This is a genomic window from Bradyrhizobium sp. (assembly GCF_016462955.1).
Classification (GTDB): Bacteria; Pseudomonadota; Alphaproteobacteria; order Rhizobiales; family Xanthobacteraceae; genus Bradyrhizobium.
On the sequence record NZ_JAEMSD010000041.1, the window covers coordinates 1 to 5,452 of the forward strand.

A 5,452-nucleotide genomic window follows, 5' to 3' on the forward strand; every position below is an offset into this window, starting at 1 on the left:
CTCGAACAGCTCCGATCCCGTCGCGTCGTAGAAATATTTCGGCGACAGCTTCTTCGGCTGCTGCGAGAGGTCCGCGATCGCTTCGCGGGCGAACGCGGTGGTCTGCTCGTCGGGAAGATGGGCTGCGCCCAAAGCGCTGGCGTGCACATTCATGATACTCTCCTGAACGCGCTGTCCGGCGCGCATGTCTCGTCGGATTATTCGTAGTTGGCGAGCCGCAACCCCGTGAACTGCCAGCGGTGGTGCGGATAGAAGAAGTTGCGATAGGTGATACGGCTGTGGCCTTGCGGAGTGGCAAGCGAGGAGCCGCGCAACACCAGCTGATTGATCATGAACTTGCCGTTGTACTCGCCGAGCGCGCCTTCGACGGCGCGGTAGCCGGGATAGGGTGAGTAAGAGCTGCGCGTCCATTGCCAGACGAGGCCGAAGGCGTCGTTGAGCTGGCCGGCGCGCGCCGCCACCTCCCATTCCGTTTCGGTCGGCAGATGCTTGCCGGTCCAGCGTGCATAGGCGTCGGCCTCGTAATAGCTGATGTGGCAGACCGGCGCGTTCGGATCGATCGGTTTGAGGCCGGCGAGCGTCATCACCTGCCAGGTGCCATCGACCTCGCGCCAATAACCAGGCGCTTGCCAGTCTTCCCTGCTGGCCGCGGCAAAGCCGTCCATCAGCCACAGGGTCGCGGTCCGATAGCCGCCGTCGCGCATGAAGGCGAGCCACTCGCCGTTGGTGACGAGATTGCGTGCAATCTTGACGGGGCCGACCAGGGCGCGATGCGCCGGCCGCTCGTTGTCGAAATGAAAGCTGTCATCGGCATGACCGACGGTGTGGATGCCCTCGTTCAGCGTCAGCCACTCCTCGCCGGTGCGTGTCGCGGGTGGAAAGCGCCAGTTCGGGTCGTAGGCCGGATAGACCGGATTCTGGGCGAAGGCGTGCAGGATGTCGGTGAACATCAATTCCTGATGCTGCTGCTCGTGGTTCAGCCCGACCTCGACCAGCGGCGCGATCTCGCGCAGCTTGTCCGCACCAGCATCACGGAAGAACTCGACGACGGCGGCATCGACATATCTGCGATAGGCCCCGACCTCGCCGGCGCTGGGCCGGGTGATGTCGCCGCGATGATTGCGGGCATGGCGCGGGCCGGCGCTGACGTAATAGGAATTGAACAGGAACGCGAAATCGGGGTGGAAGGGCCGATAGCCGGCCGCATGCTCGCCGAGCAGGAATTGCTCCCAGAACCAGGTGGTATGGGCGCGGTGCCATTTGGTCGGGCTCGCGTCCGCCATGGACTGGATCTGCTGGTCCTCCGGAGAGAGCGGCGCGGCCCGGCGTTCGGTCTCGTTCCGGACGGCAATAAACGCGTCTGACAGCCGCTGGGCGAGGCCGCCCTGAGCGGACGGTGACGAAAGCGGGGCGGTCGCCGTGGCTGAGGCTTGTTTCGTCACGTTTTTCTCCAGACAGGACAAGAGAACGTTGTTGGCGTTACCCGGTTCCATGAACAGGGTTCGTCCTAGATAGGGGCTGCGTTACGGTATGAAAGTCCTCTCCGGCCATGATATTGATGTCATCAGACTATGGACCGGGACGGGGGCAAACCCGCCGCCAAGGACTCGTCGCCGCCATTTTACTTTGGATGCACAACGGTTTGGGCTACATATATAGGCAGGTATCGGGTTAAATCGGCCGAGCCGGCCCGAAGCAATTGGTGAGGGCTCTGCCCCAGAAGGACACGGATATGAGCATCGCGGAATTCATCGACAACGAAGTGAAGTCGAACGACGTGGTTCTGTTCATGAAGGGTACGCCGCAATTTCCGCAGTGCGGTTTCTCCGGTCAGGTCGTCCAGATCCTCGACCATATCGGCGTCGGCTATAAGGGCCTCAACGTGCTCGAATCCGCCGAGCTTCGCAACGGCATCAAGGAGTTTTCGAACTGGCCGACCATTCCGCAGCTGTACGTGAAGGGTGAGTTCATCGGCGGCTGCGACATCGTCCGCGAGATGTTCCAGGCCGGCGAGCTGCAGCAGCTGCTCTCGGAGAAGGGCGTCGTCGTCGCGGCCTGACACGTGACCGTGCTGACGCGCCGGATTGGCGGCACGGAGCTTGAGGTCATCGTCGCCAACATCACAACCCTCGGCGTTGACGCCATCGTCAACGCCGCCAATTCGTCGCTCCTCGGCGGGGGCGGCGTCGATGGGGCGATCCATCGGGCTGCGGGGCCCGAGCTCGTCGCCGAATGCCGCATGCTGCACGGCTGCAACACGGGCGACGCCAAGATCACCAGGGGTTATCGGCTCAAGGCCGCGCATGTCATCCATACCGTCGGACCGGTCTGGAACGGCGGCATCCTCGGCGAGGACAATCTCCTCGCCTCCTGCTATCGTCGCTCGATGGAGCTGTGCGGCAAGCATAAGCTGAGCTCGGTGGCATTCCCCGCGATTTCAACCGGCATCTACCGCTTCCCCGCCGACCGGGCCGCCGACATTGCCATGCGCACGACGATCGAAGGGCTCTTTTCGGCGCCAACCCTCGCCCGCGTGGTGTTCTGCTGCTTCTCCGAGCCGAGTGCCAGGCTGCATGCCGAGGCGCTGGAGCGACACAGCGGCCCTTGTGCCTGATGACGCGGTCAGTACACTCCGAGGCGCCATGTTCCGGGGAGGGGATATGATTTCACGATTTGGATTGCGTGTGTTCGCCTGCGGCGCGCTGTTCTCGCTTGCCGCGATGTCGCTGGCGCGCGCGGAGGGTACCTACGAGATTCCAGCCGGCGCGCGTTTCAATCAGGAGAAGCTCGGCAGGATCACCGAGTTCTTCAAGAACGAGGTCGCGACCGGCAAGATCGCCGGTGCGAACGTGCTGATCCAGCAGCATGGTAAGCCGGTCTATCACGAGGTCTTCGGCGTGCAGGACGTCGTCAGCAAGGCCCCGATCACCGACAAGACGATCTTCCGCCTGTCGTCGCTAACCAAGGTGATCACCTCCGTTGTAGCGATGCAACTGATCCAGGACGGAAAGATCAAGCTGGACGATCCCGTTTCGAAATACATTCCCTCCTTTGCAAATGTGAAGGTCGGTGAGGAGAAGAAGGCCGAGGACGGCACCAAGACGCTCGAGCTGGTACCACTGGCCCGGCCCATTACCATTCTCGACCTGATGCGCCATACCTCCGGGATAACCTACGGCTTCTACGGCGATAGTCTGGTTCGCAAGGCCTATCGCGACGCTAACATCTACGCGGGCGAATTCGATCTCGCCGAGTTCGCCGAGCGGATCGCCAAGCTGCCGCTGCACAATCAACCCGGCGCACTCTGGCAGTACGGCCATTCCACTGACATTCTGGCGCGGATCATGGAAATCGTGTCCGGAAAGACATTGTTCGAACTCGAGAAGGAAAAGCTGCTCGATCCGCTCGGTATGACCGATACAGGCTTTTTCGTCACCGAACCGGAGAGGCTGAAACGGCTCGCCCAGCCGCTGCCGAACGACAGCAATTTCCGGGTCGGCCGCGAGTACAGGACTGAGGTTCGCCAGAAGTGGGAATCCGCCAGCGGCGGCATGGTTTCGACCATGGCGGACTTTTCCCGCTTTGCGCAGATGCTGGTCAATGGAGGAAAGTTCGAGGACAAGACCTATCTCAGCCCGCAGACGTTTGAGCTGATGGCATCGGACCATGCCGGCAAGGACTCCGGCGTGGAGCGGGACTACTTCTATTTTCCCGGTGACGGCTTTGGCATGGGACTTGGGTTTGCCGTGCGCACCGATCCGGGTAATGCCAAACCTCCGCCGCCCGGCGATCTCGGGGAATTGAAATGGGACGGCGCCAGCGGTTGCTATTTGGTGGTTGATCGCAAGCAGGACATGTTCTTCCTGCTGCTGGAGCAGACCCCGAGCGAGCGGCAGCGCGTGCAGCGGAACCTGAAGCAGCTGGTCTATGAAGCCATGGAGAAGTGACATGAACGGGCGCCGCGCGCTGTTCGCGGCGCTCGTTCTTTTATTCGGCGCTGTAAGTGCCAGGGCGGGCTCGGAGGGCCGCGCACACAGCTTCACGCCCGAAGGCCTCGCAAAAGTCTCCGACTACATCAGGAATGAGATCGCGACCGGCAAATTTCCTGGGGCGATATTGCTGCTCCAGCAACACGGCAAGCCGGTGTATTACGAGAATTTCGGCGTCCGCGACGTCGCAACCCAGCTTTCGATGAGCTCGGATACGATCTTCCGCCTGTATTCGATGACCAAGCCGATCACCTCGGTCCTGGCGATGATGCTGGTCGAGGAGGGCAAGCTTGCGATCAGCGATCCTGTCTCGAAATACATTCCGGCCTTTGCTGGCATGAAGGTCGGGGTCGCGAAGAAGGCCGAGGACAACAAGGTCTCGCTGGAGCTGGAGCCGCTCAACCGTCCGGTGACGATCGAGGATTTGATGCGGCATACCGCCGGGATCCCTTACGGCTATTATGGCGGGGACCTGGTGAACAAGCTCTATGCCGACGCCGGATTGTTCGACAGGAATTCGACCAATGCCGAATTCGTCGCGAAGATCACGGCGCTGCCGCTCGCCGAACAGCCCGGCACGATCTGGGACTACGGGCACTCCACCGACGTGCTCGGGCGCATCATCGAGGTGATCTCGGGGGAATCGCTGCTCGCGTTCGCGAAGACGCGGCTGCTCGGCCCACTTGGGATGAAGGAAACGGCGTTCTACGTCGCCGATCCTGCCAAATGGCCGCGCATCGCCGAGCCGATGCCGCAGGACCGGGCGATCAGCCCGGTGACGCAGGTTCGGGACATCAGGAAGCCACTGCAATGGGAGTCGGGCGGCGGCGGCCTCGTCGGCACGGTCGGCGATTATGCGCGCTTCTCGCAAATGCTGCTCAACGGCGGCACGCTTGAAGGTCGACGCTATTTGAAGCCGGAGACCATCGCCTTAATGGTGTCGGATCGTATCGGTCCCGAAACCCGCGTCGAGCGCGACAAGAACTACTATCCGGGTGAGACCAGCGGCTACGGCCTCGGCTTCGCCGTACGCACTGCGGTGCCGCCGGGCACGAAGTGGCCGCTTGGCGAATATCGCTGGGACGGCGTTGGCGGCACCTTCTTCTTCATCGATCCCGAAGACGACCTGTTCGGAATCTTCATGGTGCAGACCCCCTCGCAGCGCGGCCGGATCCAGCTCGCGCTGAAGACGCTGATCTATCAGGCGATGGGGCGGTAGATTCTCGTTTGACGCGTTTTCTTTGTCCGAACCGGTATCTACTTTGCTCGGAACGCTCTAATCAGGCCCCGCGCACGATCTCGCGGACGTATCCGATCGTCTCCTCGATCTGGCTGGCATTAACGTCGAGATGCGTGCAGGCGCGGATGCGGCCGTCCATCATCGCCAGCGTGACGCCGCGCTGACGGAGGGCCGAGACCATCTTGTCGCCGGGGATGCCGGCGCCGTCGGGCTTGAAGAACAC

The 5,452-nt window shown here is 62.1% G+C and carries 6 protein-coding genes and 1 pseudogene; 4 read left to right on the top strand and 3 right to left on the bottom strand.

The features are described 5' to 3' along the window. Together JHD07_RS07075 and egtB are read right to left on the bottom strand one after the other, a co-directional pair. Positions 1-153 (bottom strand): L-histidine N(alpha)-methyltransferase (locus tag JHD07_RS07075; RefSeq protein ID WP_291620474.1); only part of this gene is annotated, 153 nt, incomplete at its 3' end. Between the two features lie 44 nt (positions 154-197). Then, positions 198-1,493 carry an ergothioneine biosynthesis protein EgtB gene (egtB, locus tag JHD07_RS07080; protein WP_291620424.1) on the bottom strand — a complete coding sequence of 432 codons (1,296 nt, stop codon included), beginning with the start codon at positions 1,491-1,493 and terminating at the stop codon, positions 198-200. A 239-nt stretch (positions 1,494-1,732) separates the two neighbouring features. Here egtB and grxD point away from each other — a divergent pair, with 239 nt between their 5' ends. From grxD to JHD07_RS07100, 4 genes are read left to right on the top strand one after another with little or no spacing between them, the layout of a single operon-like run. Further along, the gene (gene grxD, locus JHD07_RS07085; protein ID WP_291620426.1) at positions 1,733-2,059 is read left to right on the top strand and encodes a Grx4 family monothiol glutaredoxin; all 327 of its coding nucleotides are present in this window, start codon (positions 1,733-1,735) and stop codon (positions 2,057-2,059) included. A 3-nt stretch (positions 2,060-2,062) separates the two neighbouring features. Continuing rightward, positions 2,063-2,614 carry an O-acetyl-ADP-ribose deacetylase gene (locus JHD07_RS07090; protein ID WP_291620428.1) on the top strand — a complete coding sequence of 184 codons (552 nt, stop codon included), beginning with the start codon at positions 2,063-2,065 and terminating at the stop codon, positions 2,612-2,614. A 46-nt stretch (positions 2,615-2,660) separates the two neighbouring features. Further along, on the top strand, positions 2,661-3,947 hold the full coding sequence (locus JHD07_RS07095) for a serine hydrolase domain-containing protein (RefSeq protein ID WP_291620430.1): 1,287 nt from the start codon (positions 2,661-2,663) through the stop codon (positions 3,945-3,947). Between the two features lies 1 nt (position 3,948). Then, complete coding sequence (locus JHD07_RS07100; RefSeq protein WP_291620432.1) at positions 3,949-5,208, top strand: serine hydrolase domain-containing protein; 1,260 nt, start codon at positions 3,949-3,951, stop codon at positions 5,206-5,208. Positions 5,209-5,269: 61 nt separating this feature from the next. Here the strand turns inward: JHD07_RS07100 and JHD07_RS07105 are convergent. After that, positions 5,270-5,452, bottom strand: a pseudogene (locus JHD07_RS07105) (low specificity L-threonine aldolase); the annotation flags it as partial.

Bases quoted from the DNA above. Each gene is read 5' to 3' on its own strand.
- egtB (WP_291620424.1), bottom strand. From the start codon at position 1,493: ATGGAACCGGGTAACGCCAACAACGTTCTCTTGTCCTGTCTGGAGAAA.
- grxD (WP_291620426.1), top strand. From the start codon at position 1,733: ATGAGCATCGCGGAATTCATCGACAACGAAGTGAAGTCGAACGACGTG.
- JHD07_RS07095 (WP_291620430.1), top strand. From the start codon at position 2,661: ATGATTTCACGATTTGGATTGCGTGTGTTCGCCTGCGGCGCGCTGTTC.
- JHD07_RS07100 (WP_291620432.1), top strand. From the start codon at position 3,949: ATGAACGGGCGCCGCGCGCTGTTCGCGGCGCTCGTTCTTTTATTCGGC.